This is a genomic window from Desulfatitalea tepidiphila, assembly GCF_001293685.1.
GTDB classification, from domain to species: domain Bacteria; phylum Desulfobacterota; class Desulfobacteria; order Desulfobacterales; family Desulfosarcinaceae; genus Desulfatitalea; species Desulfatitalea tepidiphila.
Window position 1 is genome coordinate 1,048,462 of the sequence record NZ_BCAG01000003.1, and the last position, 17,056, is coordinate 1,065,517.

The 17,056-nt window shown below is 46.7% G+C and carries 18 protein-coding genes; 15 read left to right on the forward strand and 3 right to left on the reverse strand.

Annotated features, from left to right (window positions below):
* Nucleotides 1–49 precede the first annotated feature (49 nt).
* The 6 genes from DFT_RS09230 to DFT_RS09260 all read left to right on the forward strand — a co-directional run bounded on the left by DFT_RS09230 (nt 50) and on the right by DFT_RS09260 (nt 6,463).
* Nucleotides 50–877, forward strand: a complete 828-nt coding sequence (locus DFT_RS09230) for a RecB family exonuclease (protein WP_054030912.1) — start codon at nt 50–52, stop codon at nt 875–877.
* Entirely contained in the window at nt 855–1,145 is a 291-nt protein-coding gene (locus tag DFT_RS09235; protein WP_054030913.1) for a hypothetical protein, read from the forward strand. Before DFT_RS09230 ends, DFT_RS09235 begins: the two co-directional genes overlap by 23 nt.
* Nucleotides 1,142–3,019 (forward strand): ATP-dependent helicase, encoded by a 1,878-nt coding sequence (locus tag DFT_RS09240; RefSeq protein WP_054030914.1) that lies wholly within the window; start codon nt 1,142–1,144, stop codon nt 3,017–3,019. Before DFT_RS09235 ends, DFT_RS09240 begins: the two co-directional genes overlap by 4 nt.
* 91 nt (nt 3,020–3,110) lie before the next feature.
* Complete coding sequence (locus tag DFT_RS09245; RefSeq protein WP_054030915.1) at nt 3,111–3,587, forward strand: hypothetical protein; 477 nt, start codon at nt 3,111–3,113, stop codon at nt 3,585–3,587.
* 346 nt (nt 3,588–3,933) lie between these two features.
* Nucleotides 3,934–4,863 carry a DUF932 domain-containing protein gene (locus tag DFT_RS09255; RefSeq protein ID WP_054030917.1) on the forward strand — a complete coding sequence of 310 codons (930 nt, stop codon included), beginning with the start codon at nt 3,934–3,936 and terminating at the stop codon, nt 4,861–4,863.
* Nucleotides 4,864–5,185: 322 nt separating this feature from the next.
* Complete coding sequence (locus DFT_RS09260; RefSeq protein ID WP_152971916.1) at nt 5,186–6,463, forward strand: hypothetical protein; 1,278 nt, start codon at nt 5,186–5,188, stop codon at nt 6,461–6,463.
* 108 nt (nt 6,464–6,571) lie between these two features.
* Here DFT_RS09260 and DFT_RS25755 read toward each other — a convergent pair whose 3' ends face one another.
* On the reverse strand, nt 6,572–7,027 hold the full coding sequence (locus DFT_RS25755) for a DUF4156 domain-containing protein (RefSeq protein WP_152971917.1): 456 nt from the start codon (nt 7,025–7,027) through the stop codon (nt 6,572–6,574).
* Between the two features lie 340 nt (nt 7,028–7,367).
* On the opposite strand from DFT_RS25755, the gene DFT_RS09270 reads away from it, so the two are divergent.
* The 6 genes from DFT_RS09270 to DFT_RS27260 all read left to right on the forward strand — a co-directional run bounded on the left by DFT_RS09270 (nt 7,368) and on the right by DFT_RS27260 (nt 11,342).
* On the forward strand, nt 7,368–7,643 hold the full coding sequence (locus tag DFT_RS09270) for an HU family DNA-binding protein (protein ID WP_054030920.1): 276 nt from the start codon (nt 7,368–7,370) through the stop codon (nt 7,641–7,643).
* Between the two features lie 86 nt (nt 7,644–7,729).
* Nucleotides 7,730–8,833, forward strand: a complete 1,104-nt coding sequence (locus DFT_RS09275) for a PAS domain-containing protein (RefSeq protein WP_054030921.1) — start codon at nt 7,730–7,732, stop codon at nt 8,831–8,833.
* 74 nt (nt 8,834–8,907) lie between these two features.
* A complete protein-coding gene (locus tag DFT_RS26490) occupies nt 8,908–9,120 on the forward strand; it encodes a hypothetical protein (protein WP_076750401.1) in 213 nt (70 codons plus the stop codon).
* Nucleotides 9,121–9,612: 492 nt separating this feature from the next.
* Nucleotides 9,613–10,380, forward strand: coding sequence for a DUF5131 family protein (locus DFT_RS09285; protein ID WP_054030923.1), 768 nt, complete (start codon nt 9,613–9,615; stop codon nt 10,378–10,380).
* Between the two features lie 196 nt (nt 10,381–10,576).
* Nucleotides 10,577–11,185: a DUF488 domain-containing protein gene (locus DFT_RS24980; protein WP_076750475.1), complete on the forward strand. Its 609-nt coding sequence runs from the start codon at nt 10,577–10,579 to the stop codon at nt 11,183–11,185.
* Nucleotides 11,186–11,222: 37 nt separating this feature from the next.
* Entirely contained in the window at nt 11,223–11,342 is a 120-nt protein-coding gene (locus DFT_RS27260; protein ID WP_152971918.1) for a DUF4186 family protein, read from the forward strand.
* Between the two features lie 541 nt (nt 11,343–11,883).
* Here the strand turns inward: DFT_RS27260 and DFT_RS09295 are convergent.
* On the reverse strand, nt 11,884–12,789 hold the full coding sequence (locus tag DFT_RS09295; RefSeq protein ID WP_083453407.1) for a tyrosine-type recombinase/integrase: 906 nt from the start codon (nt 12,787–12,789) through the stop codon (nt 11,884–11,886).
* A 161-nt stretch (nt 12,790–12,950) separates the two neighbouring features.
* Between DFT_RS09295 and DFT_RS09300 the strand changes: the two genes are divergently transcribed.
* Nucleotides 12,951–14,585 carry an IS1634 family transposase gene (locus tag DFT_RS09300; protein ID WP_054030144.1) on the forward strand — a complete coding sequence of 545 codons (1,635 nt, stop codon included), beginning with the start codon at nt 12,951–12,953 and terminating at the stop codon, nt 14,583–14,585.
* On the opposite strand, the gene DFT_RS09305 is transcribed toward DFT_RS09300, so the two are convergent.
* Complete coding sequence (locus DFT_RS09305) at nt 14,536–15,168, reverse strand: hypothetical protein (RefSeq protein ID WP_054030926.1); 633 nt, start codon at nt 15,166–15,168, stop codon at nt 14,536–14,538. The genes DFT_RS09300 and DFT_RS09305 overlap by 50 nt on opposite strands.
* A 379-nt stretch (nt 15,169–15,547) precedes the next feature.
* On the opposite strand from DFT_RS09305, the gene DFT_RS09310 reads away from it, so the two are divergent.
* Nucleotides 15,548–15,823, forward strand: coding sequence for an HU family DNA-binding protein (locus DFT_RS09310; RefSeq protein WP_054030927.1), 276 nt, complete (start codon nt 15,548–15,550; stop codon nt 15,821–15,823).
* A gap of 125 nt (nt 15,824–15,948) precedes the next feature.
* Nucleotides 15,949–17,046, forward strand: coding sequence for a PAS domain-containing protein (locus tag DFT_RS09315; RefSeq protein ID WP_054030928.1), 1,098 nt, complete (start codon nt 15,949–15,951; stop codon nt 17,044–17,046).
* Nucleotides 17,047–17,056: the final 10 nt, after the last annotated feature.

Below are 17,056 nucleotides of genomic sequence, written 5' to 3' on the forward strand. Positions count from 1 at the left end.
ATACGCAGCAACTGCGCTTTTAGGATCAACCTAATGGAGGTGACTTAAAATGGTTTTAAGTGAATTGCGGCAAACGCCCCACCTGTCGGCATCGAGCATCAACGAATATGTGGAGTGCTCGTTGCTGTATAAATACGGGCGCATCGACAAACTGCCTATGGAATTTAAATCCGATGCCCTTGAGTTTGGCACCTGCATTCATCGGGTGCTCGAAGCATATTACAGCGCCAAGATGATGGGGGACCGGATGCTGTTAAAGGACGTGCATGAGTTTTTCGTGTTCACCTGGCTGGATATGGCAAGGGGCCGCGATGACATCCGGTATGCGGACGGTAACGATTACAACTCCCTTTTGATGTTTGGAAGAGATCTACTGACTGCCTGGTATACCAAGTTGCCCGATGACGATTTTACCATATTGGCTATCGAGGAAGCGTTCAGTTTCAACCTGCCGGGCATCGATATTCCCATCATCGGGGCCATGGATCTGGTCGAACAGGACAGCTGCGGCACCATCATCATCACGGATTTTAAAACCAGCGGTCGGGCCTATTCCAAAGACGAAGTCGATCAAAACCAGCAGCTGACTATGTATCAAATCGCCGCCAAACAAAACGGTTATGCCGATCATGAAATTCTGCTTCGATTCGACACCCTGATCAAGACCAAAACGCCCAAATTCGAACAATACTGGACTACCCGAACTGAACTCGATGAACGGCGCCTGATCAAAAAGGCCGCTCAGGTGTGGGACGGGATCTCAAAGGGAGTCTTTGTGGCCAATGACACCAGCTGGAAGTGCAAGGGGTGCGCCTATAAACAGGCATGTGACGCCTATCTGGAAGGAGAGGAATATGACCAAGCGAGCCATCCATGACGTTCAATCGTTTTTAACGTTCATGCAGTCAGACGGGGACCGGGTCTATCAGATTGTGAATGTGGAGCTGTTGCTCAGACGCCATCCACCCGAGGCGGTCGTGTCATTTTTGCAGGAGCTTCACAAAGATTACGGCAAAGCGCTGTCCAAACTGATTCAGGAGGACAAGACCAGTTCCCGGATCAATGAGCTGGTGGCCAAGCGCTTCCGCATCAAGATGGCCATCAACACGATTCGCAACCTTGAAAAGGAGGATCAGGCAGCATGAGCGAATTGAATCCCAAACAACAGGAAGCGGCACAGTTTAAAGAGGGCATTGCCGCTGTGATTGCCATTCCGGGATCAGGAAAAACGAAAACCATGTTAGAGCGCATAAAATACCTCGTAACTGAATACGGCATACCGCCCGAACATATCCTGGGATTGACCTTTACCAGAAATGCAGCCGACGAAATGCGATCACGCCTGGTGCCGGTATTAGGGGAGATGTCATCACGGGTCCGGTTGTCCACCATCCATTCATTCTGTCTGCATCTGCTCAAGGTCGAGGGCAAAGTCTTTGAAATCCTATCCGGCAAAGAGCAGCTGGTGTTCATCAAAAACGTCATGAAAGGTCTGAAGTTAAAGGATTTGACTGTGGGCACCGTGCTGAGAGAAATCTCTTTGGCCAAAAACAACATCATCGACCCGTTAGAGTTTAAAGCGCTTTTTGAAGGGGATAAGACCATGATGCGCATTTCCGAGATCTATCAGGCATACGATGAAGCCAAGGAACACAAACTACTTCTGGATTTTGATGACCTGCTTCTTGAAACCTACTTTCTGCTGCGGGATAACGATGAAGTACGAGCGAAATACCAGGGCAGCTTTCAATCGATCCTCGTCGATGAATTCCAGGACACCAACCCGGTGCAATTCGAGTTGCTGCGCCTGTTGATTCGGGAAGACAGCGGTCATGATCCGGCAAGCTTCTGGGTAGCTGGCGATGATCATCAAGCGATCTATTCATTTACCGGTGCATCCGTTGGCAATATCCTCAACTTTCAATCGATGTTTCCCGGCTCCCGTCAGTTCATTCTCGACTTGAACTATCGTTCCACACCTCAGATCCTGCGTGCCTGTCAAAACCTGATCCGTCACAACGTCAAGCAGATCCATAAGGAATTAAAGACCGACAACGCCGATGGAGATGATGTCGTTGTGCTCGAAGCGTCCAATGAGGAAACGGAAGCCATGGGCGTGGTCAATGAAATCGTGGATCTTATCGAGCGCCGCGGGTATCAATACAGCGATATTGCCGTGCTCTATCGAGCCAATTTTCAATCCCGGTATGTGGAAGAGGCCTTCTTGCAAAACAAGATCCCGTATCACATTCAAAGCGGGCGCACCTTTTATGATCGATACGAGGTCAAGTGTTTGCTCGACTATCTGCGGGTGATCCATGCCCCTGACAGCGATGAAGCAGACGAGGCGCTACTCAATATCCTCAATGTGCCGGTCCGTTATGTGAGCAACCAGGTCAAGGACCAATTGAAAGAATACTGCCGGAAGCGGGGGATTCATCTGTATGCGGGATTAAAGTCCCTGATCATCACGGTGCCGTTCGTCCGCAAGCTGGTTAAAGAGATGGTGGCATTCATGGATCCGTTGATTGAAAGCGCCGAAACATTAGAGCCCGTGCAGGTCATACAGAAAATTCGCATCATCTGGGACTATGATCGCTTTATCGTGGACGAAGACATTCCAAGCCCAGATGACATCAAGATTTCAAACATCAACCAATTGCAATTAGCGGCCGCCCGTTATTCAAACATTGCCGCCTTTCTCGAATATGCCGACAGCTTCACGGATGAGACAGTCAGCGATGATAAAGAGGGCGTGAGTTTAATGACCGTGCATAAGGCAAAGGGTCTGGAGTTTGCCGTGGTGTTCGTCATTGGTCTGGTTGAGGGACTGATGCCAAGCGGTAAAGGAAACCTTGAAGAAGAAAGGCGCATATGTTTTGTCGCCATCTCAAGGGCCATGAAACTGTTGTTTGTGTCATACCCATTGAACTATCTGGGGCAACCGGCCAAAAAGTCCCAGTTTCTGGATGAAATGCTCGGCAAGCGTGACGTCGACCTGCATAAATCCGCCGCTTAAAACCCCGCACAACCGCTACAGCACCCGTTCTGTCGTTACCCCGCATATCATATAAAACAGCAATCCATACCTATATAAAGGAGGTCCAATCGTGGATTTTCAGCTGATTCATTTCAGAGACGCAGACAGGATCATCGAGCAAAAGGCAATGGTCTCGGATGTGGCCATGACCATGGAATATGTGTTTACCGCCCTGCAAGGATCGCTTTATCGAAAAGAGCTGCTTCGTCTTGCCCTTGATGAGATGGGATGGCGTGAAAGCGGATGTCTTAATGTCATCGCCGGCCGCCGTTACCAATACAAGGGGTTCAAGCACGGTGTTGCCATCGATGGGCATTTTAGCGCTTACGAATACATCCTGGAGGGTCTGATGCGACTTCAAATCGGGTATGACAAGGGCAACATCGAAGCAGGAATTCTCATGCTGACGGCCAAACGCAGCGAAAAAAGTCCCTATGGCGATATCGTAAACATGGTCAAAGAGGATGTGGATTCGCTTTATCCGACCATATCCATGCCCGTATCGATCTGTCTGTTTGATTTGGGAGAACCTGAGCTGCCCGAATAGATGGAGGTGATGACATGGCCTACCCATTTGAAAAGATGGCGACCCGCAAGCTGAGAAGTAAAATGCATGATAAATGCAAACGGGATCGTTGTCATGGTGATCAATTTGATCATACAGAATCAAACCCATCGAACATCAATCCTCGCAGATCCAATCCCACCCATTGTAAAATCAACGAGAACCAATCCAGCCGGTAATCATCACCGACAATCAATAAATTCAAAATTTCCGGAAGCCACCCGTCCGCTCGTATGGATACGCACCCTGTAGAGTCGTCAGGGAAAATTTAATGCGCCAGGTGGTGAAAGGCGCATCTTTCGGAAATCAACCTTTAAAGGAGAATCGTATGAAACCCAATTTGACTACTCTTGGCAAAGTGTTCGATCGCGTGGATGCAATGTCGGCAAACTGCTTTGATCAGAACATCGCCGTGCCGGACATATCGTTTGATAACCTGGACATCGTTCGCATTGCAGGAGAGCCCCATCCGCTAAGACCTGTGGCGCAACGATCCATATCCAATCGCCTGGGGATTCCATACCCCTATTTGACCAGATGTCCTGCCGATGTGCAGGCAATGAACCTGAACCACTGGATCAAGCATGAGAAAAATGACCAATTGCTGTTCCGGTTCGATGGCCAGGAGGTACGGGCCGTGTTTACCACCAAGTATATTCCCGTGGATAATTTCGAGGTGATGGAGCGTCTGGATTCTCTGGGATACAAACCCGAGACCCCGGTTCAATGTCATCTGGATACAGAGTTCATGTCGTTGAGCATCCCCGATGGCGCAAAGGCGTTTGACATCAACGGAGACAAATTCAAACCGGGCATCTCCATATCCAATTCTGAAGTGGGCCTGGCATCGCTATCCATTGCGGCGTTTGTGTTGAGACTGGTCTGCACCAATGGTCTGGTGGCCAAGTCGGACGTGTCGGCGTCGTATCGGCATGTCAGCACCAAGATCCTGAATGAGTTTCCCCAGGTGATGGATAAGGTGTCATTTGAGTTGGGCGCTCAGCGGGAACAGTTCCGGTTGTCGCTGGAATCCCGGGTGGATAATCCCGAATCGACGCTGGCCAGTTTCAATCGTCAGTTTGCGTTGAACGGTGGTGAAAAGGACGCTGTGGAGTGGGCATGGCCTCAGGAAGCGGGAGAGACCATGTTCCATGTGGTCAACACGTATACCAGAGCTGCACAGAAGGAGGATTTGCCGGCCGAATCCAGTTTTCGACTGTCGCGTGTCGGCGGAAATATTTTGGGGATGTTGAACTGAAAAACGAACTGTAGTTCGTTTTCTGTGTGAAGGAATATGGCCCGGTGGGTATGGAGGGGACACCGGGCTTTATCTGTAGAAATCGATCTAAAATTTTTGACAGGTCGCCGTCAAAAAATAGGCAATTTTAGCGATAAGTCTGCACCGTTGATATTCATGCGACAAAACATGTTTGAGTAAGAATATCGTGTAACTCATTAAGATATAAAAATTATATCATTAAAAAATATAAAAAGGCATAAAGGTCATGTGTGGCATGTCGATTGCAAATTTATGAAAAATGATCATTAAATTCGGCAACTATAGTTTGGAGATTAAAAGTATGCTCATGACGCGACGAATAATCTATGTGTTTATCTGTATTGCCCTTTTGGGGATTACGTTTAATTGCGGTGGTGGTGGCGGAGGTGGCGGAACATCCTCAAGTCCTAACGACGGCTCCACAGAAGTAACATTGAAAGGCACTTTCGAAGGGGGGCTTCACGCGAAAAACAATTGGCTGGATTCTCTCTTTTCTATTTTTGCGAAAGATGCCATCGCTTTAGATGAGGATCAAGTTTCCAAGGTATTAATCTTCACCGCAGGATCATATACTTATCAGACGGCAGATGTTGTTGATGGAAGCTTTAGTGTCGATGTGCCCAGAAGCAATCCGGTTGGGATGATATTTGTTGGGCAAAATAACGATTATCTGGGATATCTTTATCTGACATCCAACATCGCTTCTTTGCCGATGAGCAAAGTGCACAGTAGTGTTGCCACCATTGACTTGGGAGCGCTATCTTCATCTGGTCTCGTTGTCGAACCGGCAAATAATCCATTTGAAAACGAGATACTTATGACTGATGATGAGTTAAATGCTTTATCACAGTTTAATGGATTGTTTGCAGAATTAATCAAATTTCCTGACATCGACGGCAATGGAACTATCGATATTTTAGAAAATAAAACATATTTTATGGAAATAGGATATGGCGTACTTGGCGGAAGATATGATGGACTGTTAACACCCACAATTAATACCCAACTTGAAATTTACCAACTTCACTTTTTTACCAATATCGATAATTGCCCTGAATCTGTTACACTAACTGGTCCAAATGGATCTCCCTATTCTGATCCCACATCAATTGATCGTGTTCAAATCGGTTCTTATTGTACGCACAGGACTATTCATTATTCCACACCCGGTGATTTCGATATCCCCTTCAACGGAAATTATATTATCGATTATCCTGGTGAAAGGCTGACGTTTAGCGTGCCTGATCAAGCCCTTATTTTGGATAATATGATAACTATTGTTCCCACAGTGACGCTTGATGAAAATGAAATTATTCAAAAAATATCATGGGTATATCGTCTCGCCGACGGATTGGGGCCATCAATTGATCCAGAATCGATTATTACACAAATTCAAATTACTATTGCGGACAATGAATTCTCAGCTGAGGGGCTTTTCAGCTCTTCCTTGATTTTTTCAACTTCAACCACTGAAATTGATTTATCCGGCGAGGAAATTTATTGGGGTGATGTTGGAGCAGTAAATACAAGCTATTTTGATGTGTTTGGAAACGGTTATTCGATAAAATGGTATAGGTAAACTTATATCAAAAGATCAGCCAAATTATGTTAGTTGGACTTTTAACAAGTGTCCATCTATAATTAAGAAAATTGAGTTGAGATCAAGGCACACGAAAAATTTAACCGTTTATGGGCAATGATATGCGTTGCCGGTAACGGTTGAGGTATAGCCCCCGTAAATTGATTGCCAAACAATGTGTGTCCCATTTAGTTGTGCCGCTTTTTCCTTAGCTTCATTTTTGGCATTATTGATCCCGATCGGTGAGGCAAGATTCCCCCATCCTGATGTTCCGGTTACAGTTCCTAAGAATTTACAATTGGCAACCATTTGTTGATCTGCTTCCTGAACTTGAGCTGCATTCGGAGAAGGGGCCGTTGCGCATCCAAAAAGGGTAATGTGACCAAGCAAGATCAATAGACAATAATTTTTCATAGCCATACTCCCTGAAGTGTCGTCCCGTTTGGTGATTACCTCATTAAAGATAATAGAATTCCCCCTAAAAATGACCACATCAAAAAGAGCACAATGCCAGCCGGGATCAAAGCTAAAGAAAACATTATGGCCAACTTTACCAATGACCAAAAAGGAACATCAATATCAATAAGTTTGACTGATTGGACATTTGATATTTTCTGTTGTTCAGCTGCCCACTCCATCTCTCTCTGGACCAGTGCTTGCTCGGGGGTTGGAATTGAGCCTCGCATTTTATTTTCTCCTTTTTGGGGTTAAAAAAGGCGAGCTGCTGATTAATTAGTTGAAGCATATAGGAAGCTGGGGGGAGTTTCAATATGGGTTTGATTTAATAACCATTCTGTGTCTTTCTATTCTCGATGCCTATCAAGTCTCTTCTGAACTTGGATTTTGTGGATAAATGGCCAGAAAACTGAACCATCTCAGCTAATACCGATACCAGGGAGACACCATGAACAAACTCGAACTCATCCAGGCCCTGAAAGATACCCAGAACCTGACCAAGACCGAAGCAATCAAGTGTGTCGATATATTTTTCGGTGAAATGGCCAAAGCGCTTGAAAAAGGTGACCGGGTTGAAATCCGGGGATTGTGCTCGTTTCACATCAAAACATATGATTCATATACCGGGCGCAATCCGAGATCGGGTGAGAAGGTCGTCGTCAAACCAAAGAAGCTGCCCTTTTTTAAAGTGGGAACGGAGTTGAAGAAGCGGGTGGATCGATAATTGCTTTAAATTAACAAAAGGGCGCATCCTTGAAACTGCATCGAGAACTTGCATTGATCTGATTTTGATCCTGAAGAGGTGTCAATATGGAATCGAAACCGTCATACGCAGAATTAGAGCAAAGGGTCAAAGAGCTGGAAAATGAACTTCAAACTAAAGAGCAATTCTTCAACAATATCCTGAATCAGATCCCTGACATCATTTTCGTCAAAGACGACAGTCACCGCTGGGTAATGTTAAATGAAGCTTCGTGCAACCTTCTTGGTCACCCAAGGGATCAATTGATTGGCAAAACCGATTATGATTTCCACTCAAAAGAGCAAGCGGACGTGTTCTGGGAAAAAGACAACGAGGTGCTTTATTCAGAATCTCTCACCGTAAATGAAGAATTGATTACAAACGCTCAAGGAGTTGTTCGAACAATCCTGACCAAAAAATCCGTATTCAAGGACGACAACGGAAATAAATTCATAGTTGGCATCTCCCACGACATCACCGAAAAAAAGCAAGCCGAGCAAGCGCTGGCAGATTCACAACGCCGCCTGGCTGACATCATAGAATTTTTGCCTGATCCAACGTGTGTCATCGACATCGAAGGACGTGTGGTGGCATGGAACCGGGCAATGGAAAAGCTAAGCGGCATCAAGAAGGAAGAGATTCTCGGAAAGGGCGATTATGCCTATTCCGTCCCATTCTACGGAGAACCGCGTCCCACCCTCATCGATTTGGTATTAAAGCCGGATAGGGATTATGAAAAGCAATACCTGTCTATAAAGGAAATTAACGGTGACTTGTTTGCCAGTGTTGCCTTCAGCTCATCACTTGGAATCGACGGAAGATATTTTGAGGGGACCGCTGGAAAGCTTTACGATTCAGAAGGCAATGTGGTCGGGGCAATCGAAACCGTGAGAGACATTACCGCTATGAAACGCGCCGAGCAGGAGCGGGAGCGATTGATATCAGAGCTCCAAGACGCGCTGGCCAATGTTCGGACGCTGAAAGGACTGCTCCCGATCTGTTCAGCGTGCAAGAAAATTCGAGACGACAAGGGATATTGGACCAGGATAGAGGCGTACATAAAAAGACATGCGGAGGTTGATTTCAGCCATAGTCTGTGCCCCGAATGTGCGGAAAAATTGTATGGCCATGAGGATTGGTTTAAAAAACGAGAGGATAAACCCAAAAAATAGCTATGGGCAGACCTCTGTTGAAACTTGCTCCCTATGCGGGAAACCGATAGAGTTCAATCTCTTGGATAAAATCCATGAACCGTGAATACGGCGACAGAAAGGCCAGTCCTTTGCCAGAAAAAACTGATCCGATCATATGTTCAGGCGATACCGAGCAAATCGTTATCAATGTTCCATGCCGGCTGATCGAAAGAGCGCAGAAATACGCTGATGAGCATGGTAATACCGTCACAGGTGTGGTCATCGAAGCCTTGGATGCGTTGTTGGGAGGAAGAACAACCAGATGATTTAATCACATGCGCCCCAAAATCAGCGGCATCCTATAGGTTATACTTGCAGTCGGCATCTATGCCTGGAAATTCAGAGAGACGCCCCTGTGCCGACGATGAATCATGTTGCCCCTTGGCATCGGCGTCGGCTACGCCGTTTATTGGGTGGTGAGACGGATGGTCTGATATAGTAAAGGCCAAAAGCATGTCCGAGAGAATCACCACCTCCCTTACTGCCCTGAAAAAAATCCGCATTTCGATCACTTTTCAAATCGATGGATAAGGACCGTCAATACACACAGGACAAAGTCATTGATGCCATCCGAGTCCATGCACTTGATTTCAGCGTTTTTGACGTTTTTCGATTTCATCATATTTGATTATTCCAAAATTGATCTCAATGAGCATGCCTTTAGTCTAAGTCAATTTTGCCGATAATAACTGTGGCATATAAAGCAAAACGATATTCCCGATTCAAACTTGATCCTAAATTTTCAAGGAATCAAACCAATGGCAAAACAGAAAATTCGAAATCCAGAAATGGGAGATTCCGGCAAGAGCTGGAATGTCGTGACCGGTTGCGACAAATACAGTGATGGTTGTCTGAATTGTTATGCTGTAGATCAGGTTAAATGGTTAGCGAGATTAGGTCAGGACGTCTACATTCAAAATGGGTTCAATCTTACATTGCACCGCGACAGATTGAATTGGCCATTAACCAAATTCGCCAAGAAACCAAAGAAACCCGCTAAGAGCTTCGTAACTGAGATGGGGGATTTATTTCACGTTAATGTCCCTGATAGCTTCATTAAAGAGGTTTTCGATGTGATGCTTCAAGTTCCCCAACACAGATTTTACGTCTTGACCAAACGGGCGGAGCGATTCGGTCAATTAGCGCCGCAACTTCCATGGAGACCCTGGATGTGGGCTGGTGTCACAGTTGAATCCGATAAATATTTGGAAAGAATTGATGATCTCAAAAAACTTCCACCCGAGGTCAATAAATTCGTCATGATGGAACCACTGTTGAGTCCGATGCCAAAAATTGATCTTTCTGGAATTCACTGGGTTGTTGCAGGAGGTGAAACTAACTCAAAAGGGAAATTCCGGCGCATGGATGAAAAATGGGTTATAGACATCAGGGATCAGGTTAAGGCAGCAGGCCTTCCTTTCATGTTCAAGCATTGGTCTGGATATAAGCATAATTCAAAACCGGCGTTGCTTGAAGGTAAGATTTGGGATGAATATCCGTTAACGTTGATGCGAAACGTTAATTGATTCGTTCTCCCTATTGATTGAAGTATAAGGACTTCCTATACACCCAAGACAGTGGAAATGGCACCGGATTAAAAAAGGGCGGTTGCGAATGATGAGATTGGTTTTGTGGTGGAGTTGGTGCTATTTGACCATTCTCCAGCGTGATTTCAATGCTCCTGCCTATAAAACCACAAATCAGAGGTAGTGATAAAATATTATGCATAGAATCTATACCATTGGTCATTCAAATCACGAGACCGAACACTTCATCCGACTGTTAAAGATGCATGGAATAACAGCTGTTTGTGACGTTCGTTCAGAGCCGTACAGCAAATATAATCCTCAGTTTAATCGTAATTCAATTAAGCAGAGTCTGGGTGACGCGGATGTCGAATATTTCTACTTGGGAAATAGACTCGGAGCGTGGATTGATGACCCCACCTGCTATATAGACGGAATAGTACAGTATGATCGAGTAGGGAAAACCAAAACTTTCAGAGACGGGTTGGATTGGATAAAAATAGAGAGTAATAATTACAACTTAGCCCTAATGTGCGGAGAAAAAGAGCCCGTAGGATGCCATCGGATGTATTTAGTATGTCGTCACATTCGGGGAGAATTTGAAATCATGCACATCTTGGCGGATGGAAATTTGGAAAACAATCGCAAAGCGGAACAGCGTATGATGAAGGATCTAAAAATTCCTGAAGTGTTGACCTTCGACGAGATTGGCGATCCGATAGAAAGGGCCTATGTGGAAATGGGCAAAATAAGTGCGCTCAAACATCCGAAAAATAAACACAAAAATTATTCAGGAAGAAAATAACAAAAATAAAACGCATAAAAACTAACCGCGTACGCATTTGTCCGATGATTTCATCACCACCAGGTTAGCACCTTGGCACCGGCGCTGGCGTTACCCGAAAAATGATGGCAAGCAGACGCCGATGAGAGGGCACTCGGTGTTTATTGCCGGCCTGTAATTTACTCAATTCAAATCAAATAGCGCTTTCCAAAATCAAAAACCCAGTTTTATGGAGAAAGGATTACAAACGTTTGTAATCCCTCCTGTTCATAGTCCAGCATGCGACCGCTACTTTTTGCTGGCCAGGGCTGTGGGATGTCTGTGGAAATGGAACCGGATTGAAAAAGGGAAGGGCGCTTACGGAGGATGAGATCGGGGTTGTGGTGGAGTTGGGTGGGGGCCAGATCTAATCGCGTGGGGCAGGTGGGGGCTGCAAATTCACTGAGTGAAAAACTGAGTGAAAATGGTATAGGGTATTCCGGTTTTCCCCTATTTTTACCCACATATTCCCGCAAATACTCACTCAGTAACATTTCGAAAATATTACAAATATAAGATATTATTATAAATACCAAAATCGGCACTACTGCCTTTCACGCCGGCGACAGGGGTTCGAATCCCCTTGGGGACGCCATAATTTCAAATAGTTACAGTTCGCGAATAAGCCGATTGGGGAGTTGACGGCTCCCCAGACGGCTTTTTTCGTTGTGGGTTTTACATTAGCCAGATTGCTTATGATTCACCGGCATCGAAATCACTTCCGCGCCGCTGCACTTCAAATCCTCCAAGGCATTTCTGACCCTCTCAATTCCGATGCTATGCAAATAACGCACAGTCGTATTAGGGCTCTGATGCCGAAGGATTGTTTGAATCACCGAAACTTCATATCCAAGATTGAACAATAGCGATGCGGACAGGTGCCGAATCGCATGGAAACCGAAACGGGTCACGCCAGCTTTGTCGCACAGCCTGTTCATCAGGTGCCTTCGGTGTTCAAATGGTTTTCCGTAATATTCCCGGCAAAACTCTATCTGATCAAGGCATAGAAACACATGGGGCTTGTCCTTGATAGGCCGGTGTTCCCACCACCATAGCATCGATTTTCGCAGTTCTCTGGTCATGGGCAACCAATCATACTCGTAGGTGCCACCTTGGCGCTTTCGGGTCCATAGTCTCACTCGGCTATTACCAAAATCGATGTCCTCCCAAGTCAGACGGAAAATTTCACCTCGACGAGCCGCCAAATGGAGAAAGGCCAGTAGCATGACCTTGTCCTGTCCTTCGGCAATCGCGTAAGCTTTCCAGAAATCTTCCTCCGGTGGGACGTATCGTGGCTGCCGTATTTCAGCCATTCGTTCGACAAGACAGGGATTGGGGCCGGGAAGGGGAGGGTCCATGTATTTCATTCCCCAGTTCCATCCCGCTACCAGGTTTTTCCTGTCCTTGTTCGAAGCGTACCCGGAGCGCTGCTCCTTCTGTTCAAGGATGTAGGTCATAATCTTTGCCGGCTTGAGATCGGTAACCGGCATTGCGGGCGCTATCGTTTTGAACAGGCGTTTGAAAAGAGAGCGCTTTTCGGCATAAGTTTTGGCTGAAAAGCTTGACCGGCAATAATCCAGATACATCTGAGCCCGGGTTCGACAGTCATAGGCATAAAATTGCTTCTAAAATTCAATAACTGCCTGTTTTTTCATGTTCGGGTTCCAGTTTGAACTCAGAATGCATAGGCACACGAAAATTCATATTAAGCTTGACTTAACTGTAATTACATGCTTTTAGAATAGGCATGTATCTGCGAACCATAAAGCGCAAAAACAAAGACGGCTCGGTCGTAGAATATGTCCAGCTGGCCAACAACGTCTGGAACAAGGATAAGGGCTTTGCCCAAGCGCAAGTCATTCACTCCTTCGGCCGCAGCGACCAACTTGACGTTGAGGCTTTAAAGCGCCTGATAAAAAGCGCCAGCCGCTTTCTCGACCCGCAAGATGCCATCCGTCTCGAACGTCAAAGCAGCGATCTAAAATTCATCAGCAGCCGGCCTGCCGGTGGTGCCCATCTATTGAAGGGCCTGTGGCAAAGGCTCAATATCGACGATTGCTTGAAAAAGGCCCTGGATCAGCGATCCTTTACCGCTCCGGTGGCCGATGCCCTGTTTGCTATGGTGGCCAACCGGGCGCTTGCGCCGTCATCAAAGCTGGCCATCGAACAGTGGGCGGCCGAACAGGTATATCTTGGCGACCATCCAGCGCTGCAGGTCCAGCACTTTTACCGTGCCATGGATTTTTTGCTCGAGCACGGCGAAGCCATACAAAAAGAAGTATTTTGGTCCACGGCCAATCTGCTCAACCTGACCGTCGATCTGATTTTTTTCGATACCACCAACACCTATTTCGAGATCGATGAGCCGGGGCCTTCGGATTTGAAGGCCTACGGCAAATCCAAGCAAAGGCGCGATGATCTGCCCCAGGTAACCATCGGTCTTGCGGTCACCCGCGAGGGCATTCCAGTGCGCTGCTGGGTGCTGCCGGGCAATCAGCACGACAGCCAATGCGTCGATCAGGTACAAAAAGACCTGAACAGCTGGAACCTGGGCCGGGTAGTCTGGGTGATGGACCGCGGCATGAGCAGCGAGGAAAATCAGCGCATTCTGCAGCGTGGCTGCGGCCAGTACATACTGGGTGAAAAGCTCAGCGGCAATCATCTCAATGAAGCGGCGCTGGCCACACCGGGACGCTTTAAAGTCGTTTCCGACAATCTTCACATCAAAGAAGTCTTTGCCGGTGAAGGCACCGGCCGGCGCCGCTATGTGATTGCCTACAATCCGCAGCAGGCAGAGCTTGACCGCATCAATCGAGAGCAGATCCTCGAACGCTTGTCTTGTGAGCTGGAAGTTCTCAATCGCAAGAATAAAACCAAGGCTCAATGCAAGTTGATGCTGCACCGCTCCATGGGCCGTTATGTCAAAGAGCTAAAAAGCGGCAAGCTCAAAATCGATAAAGCCAAAGTTGCCCAAGACGAAAAGCTTGACGGCAAGTATCTGCTGTCCACAAGCGATCAGCATTTGTCAGCCGAAGATATCGCCTTGGGCTACAAACAGCTGCTGGAAGTTGAACAGGCTTTTAGAACACTGAAAAGCACCTTGTGCCTGAGGCCGGTATATCACTCCAAAGACGATCGCATCCGTTCCCATGTTCTTATCTGCTGGCTGGCGCTTTTGCTGATCCGCATCGCCGAAGTGGAAACCGAGCAGACCTGGCCCAGGATCCGTAGGCAAATGCAGCAGCTAAATTTAATCGAATTTTTTGACAATAATGGGCGTATTCTACAGCACACCGAACTGACCGCCAATCAACGCAACATATTGAATAAGCTTAAAATAAAACCTCCCAAACGGGTCCTGAAAGTCGATTTGGCCTCATAATTTCATAGGCACTACGCTGAATTTCATTCGGTCTGTATCTGACTGATATTTTGCCGTTTTCCCGTTTTCGTGTAACTATGACTGTCGAACCCGGGTCCAGGTATCGCTTTGACTTGGCCACGTCGGCCCGCTTGCGCTCTTCCGGGGGCATGGACTTCCGGACCTGGTCCATCTGCATGATGATTTCAAGCAGCTTTTGGAAACCTGCATAATAGATCTTGTGTGCCGCTGTCTGGCTTACCTCATACTTTACCGCAAGATCCGCATAGCTCATTTTCCCGAAAAACCGATCAATGAAAATCCCGGTCTGTTTGTGGTTGTTTTCGTAGTGCCGGAAAGGATTTTCATTTTCGGTGCTGAAGGCTTGCGCCTCTTTGGATGATAGCCGGGGATCACCAGCCTTGTCTTCCCCGGTTGATAGATTGGACTCCTGTTCCTCCCTCGATCGAGGATAAAGGGTGACGGTGTCCCCTTTCCATTTTTCATAAAGGGTTGAGTTCCCTTCGGCAAGGTACAGCTCAACCGCCCGGCAAGGAACCTTGCAGGTTTTCCTCTTTTTGCTTTTGATACAAAGGTCATGCATGAGTTCACCGTGTCCGGGCGATCGATCGGCCCCGAAGGTACGGCCGAAGGATGTTTTGAGCCTTTGTTGAATACCAGGCGGGCTCATCCGTGCATTGAGGCAGCTTGATATTCAAGAGGCCGTCCAAGGACAGGGTATAGGCCTGTGACACATTCGGTTACTCGATGCGCAGGAACTGCGTTTTTTCTGGAAGGGGCGCTTTTGGTATAAATGCTTGACAGTTGGGCACTTATAAAATTAGATATCTATTAAATTTCAAGTCGTTAATGGCAATATAAATGCAGGTGCTCTTAGATCCCGGAAGCGCCCAGAGATGTCATCGCATCCTTTGCAGGTTACACACACAACAATGAATTCATGCCGATAACAGGGAGTCATAATGAACAAACTCGAACTGATCCAGGCCCTGAAAGATTCCCAGAACCTGACCAGGATCGAAGCAACCAAGTGCGTCGATATATTTTTTGGTGAAATGACCAAGGCGCTCGAAAAGGGTGACCGGGTTGAAATCCGGGGATTGTGCAGCTTTCATGTCAAGAAATATGATTCTTATGCAGGGCGCAATCCCAGATCGGGTGAGACGGTCGTTGTTAAACCCAAGAAGCTGCCGTTTTTCAAGGCGGGAACGGAGTTGAAGCAGCGGGTGGACAAATAGAGAGGCAAATCAAGTAGATCGATTCATCGAATCCGATGAGTAACGTGGCATTAAAAACAATACGGCATTTGTCTGCATTTCAACGGTTGTAGTGAGCCTTTGTCGAATCATGAAAGGTGGCCAAAATGACGTCGAAACCATCCTATGAAGATTTAGAGCAAAGGGTCGCAGAGCTTGAAAAAAAGCTGGAGACAACAGAACATTTCTACAACAACATCCTGAACAGCATTCCGGACATCATATTCATTAAAGACGACAGTCACCGTTGGATTCTTTTAAACGATGCCTCCTGCGAAGTTCTTGGCCACGAGAGAGGCGAACTGATTGGCAAAACCGATTATGATTTTCATTCGAAAGAACGGGCCGATGAGTATTGGGAGAAGGACAACGAAGTGCTCTTCTCGGAAAGCCTCAATGTAAACGAGGAACTTATTGCGGACGCCCATGGAAACGTTAAAACTATTCTGACCAAAAAATCTGTATTTAAAGACGATATCGGCAATAGATTCATAGTGGGTATTGCTCATGACATCACCGAACAAAAGCGGGCCGAACATGCGCTGGCAGATTCAGAACGTCGTTTGGCCGATATCATCGAATTTTTGCCTGATTCAACATGGGTCATTGATATCGAAGGACGCGTGGTGGCATGGAACCGGGCAATCGAAAAGATGACCGGCATTAAGAAGGAAGAGATCTTGGGAAAAGGCGACTATGAATACTCAATCCCTTTTTACGGAGAAAGACGTCCAACCCTTATCGACTTGATATTAAAACGGAATCAAGAATATGAAAAACGATATCTATCGATCAGGGAAACGGATGGGGAATTGGCCGCAAGTGTCTCTTTCAGTCCATCGTTTAGGACAGGGGGCACTTACCTTGAGGGCAAAGCTGCCAAATTATATGACGCAGAGGGCAATGTGGTCGGAGCAATTGAAACCGTCAGAGACATTACCGCAATTAAACGCGCCGAGCAGGATCGGGAACGCCTTATTACTGAGCTCAAAGAAGCACTGGCCAACGTTCGGACGCTCAGCGGACTATTGCCGATTTGTTCATCGTGCAAAAAAATTCGAGACGACAAGGGATATTGGACCAGGATCGAGGCGTACATCAAACGGCATGCTGAAGTTAATTTTACCCACGGCCTATGCCCCGAGTGTGCTGAAAAGTTGTATGGCCGTGAGGATTGGTTTAAAAAGGGAAAGTCCACAGAATAGCTCTGGTATC

What these genes read in the sequence shown, in the direction of transcription:
- DFT_RS09230 (WP_054030912.1), top strand. Translation starts at nt 50, where the DNA reads ATGGTTTTAAGTGAATTGCGGCAAACGCCCCACCTGTCGGCATCGAGC.
- DFT_RS09235 (WP_054030913.1), top strand. Translation starts at nt 855, where the DNA reads ATGACCAAGCGAGCCATCCATGACGTTCAATCGTTTTTAACGTTCATG.
- DFT_RS09240 (WP_054030914.1), top strand. Translation starts at nt 1,142, where the DNA reads ATGAGCGAATTGAATCCCAAACAACAGGAAGCGGCACAGTTTAAAGAG.
- DFT_RS09255 (WP_054030917.1), top strand. Translation starts at nt 3,934, where the DNA reads ATGAAACCCAATTTGACTACTCTTGGCAAAGTGTTCGATCGCGTGGAT.
- DFT_RS09260 (WP_152971916.1), top strand. Translation starts at nt 5,186, where the DNA reads ATGCTCATGACGCGACGAATAATCTATGTGTTTATCTGTATTGCCCTT.
- DFT_RS09270 (WP_054030920.1), top strand. Translation starts at nt 7,368, where the DNA reads ATGAACAAACTCGAACTCATCCAGGCCCTGAAAGATACCCAGAACCTG.
- DFT_RS09275 (WP_054030921.1), top strand. Translation starts at nt 7,730, where the DNA reads ATGGAATCGAAACCGTCATACGCAGAATTAGAGCAAAGGGTCAAAGAG.
- DFT_RS26490 (WP_076750401.1), top strand. Translation starts at nt 8,908, where the DNA reads ATGAACCGTGAATACGGCGACAGAAAGGCCAGTCCTTTGCCAGAAAAA.
- DFT_RS09285 (WP_054030923.1), top strand. Translation starts at nt 9,613, where the DNA reads ATGGCAAAACAGAAAATTCGAAATCCAGAAATGGGAGATTCCGGCAAG.
- DFT_RS24980 (WP_076750475.1), top strand. Translation starts at nt 10,577, where the DNA reads ATGCATAGAATCTATACCATTGGTCATTCAAATCACGAGACCGAACAC.
- DFT_RS09295 (WP_083453407.1), bottom strand. Translation starts at nt 12,789, where the DNA reads ATGTATCTGGATTATTGCCGGTCAAGCTTTTCAGCCAAAACTTATGCC.
- DFT_RS09300 (WP_054030144.1), top strand. Translation starts at nt 12,951, where the DNA reads ATGTATCTGCGAACCATAAAGCGCAAAAACAAAGACGGCTCGGTCGTA.
- DFT_RS09305 (WP_054030926.1), bottom strand. Translation starts at nt 15,168, where the DNA reads ATGCATGACCTTTGTATCAAAAGCAAAAAGAGGAAAACCTGCAAGGTT.
- DFT_RS09310 (WP_054030927.1), top strand. Translation starts at nt 15,548, where the DNA reads ATGAACAAACTCGAACTGATCCAGGCCCTGAAAGATTCCCAGAACCTG.
- DFT_RS09315 (WP_054030928.1), top strand. Translation starts at nt 15,949, where the DNA reads ATGACGTCGAAACCATCCTATGAAGATTTAGAGCAAAGGGTCGCAGAG.